The sequence below is a fragment of the Domibacillus sp. PGB-M46 genome, from assembly GCF_022668875.1.
Lineage (GTDB): Bacteria > Bacillota > Bacilli > Bacillales > Domibacillaceae > Domibacillus.
Genome location: NZ_JAKGCR010000068.1, coordinates 1 through 564, shown reverse-complemented (window position 1 = coordinate 564; position 564 = coordinate 1). Strand labels below are relative to the sequence as shown.

General features: G+C 55.5%; 1 rRNA gene. It reads right to left on the bottom strand.

Going from position 1 to position 564, the window contains the following annotated elements:
- Positions 1-564, bottom strand: a 23S ribosomal RNA gene (locus L2D08_RS23605); the annotation flags it as partial.

Here is a 564-nt window from a genome sequence, read left to right as displayed (position 1 = left end):
CGAACCTATCTACCTCGTCATCTTCAAGGGATCTTACTTACTTGCGTAATGGGAAATCTCATCTTGAGGGGGGCTTCATGCTTAGATGCTTTCAGCACTTATCCCGTCCACACATAGCTACCCAGCGATGCCTCTGGCGAGACAACTGGTACACCAGCGGTGTGTCCATCCCGGTCCTCTCGTACTAAGGACAGCTCCTCTCAAATTTCCTGCGCCCGCGACGGATAGGGACCGAACTGTCTCACGACGTTCTGAACCCAGCTCGCGTACCGCTTTAATGGGCGAACAGCCCAACCCTTGGGACCGACTACAGCCCCAGGATGCGATGAGCCGACATCGAGGTGCCAAACCTCCCCGTCGATGTGGACTCTTGGGGGAGATAAGCCTGTTATCCCCGGGGTAGCTTTTATCCGTTGAGCGATGGCCCTTCCATGCGGAACCACCGGATCACTAAGCCCGACTTTCGTCCCTGCTCGACTTGTAGGTCTCGCAGTCAAGCTCCCTTGTGCCTTTACACTCTGCGAATGATTTCCAACCATTCTGAGGGAACCTTTGGGCGCCTCC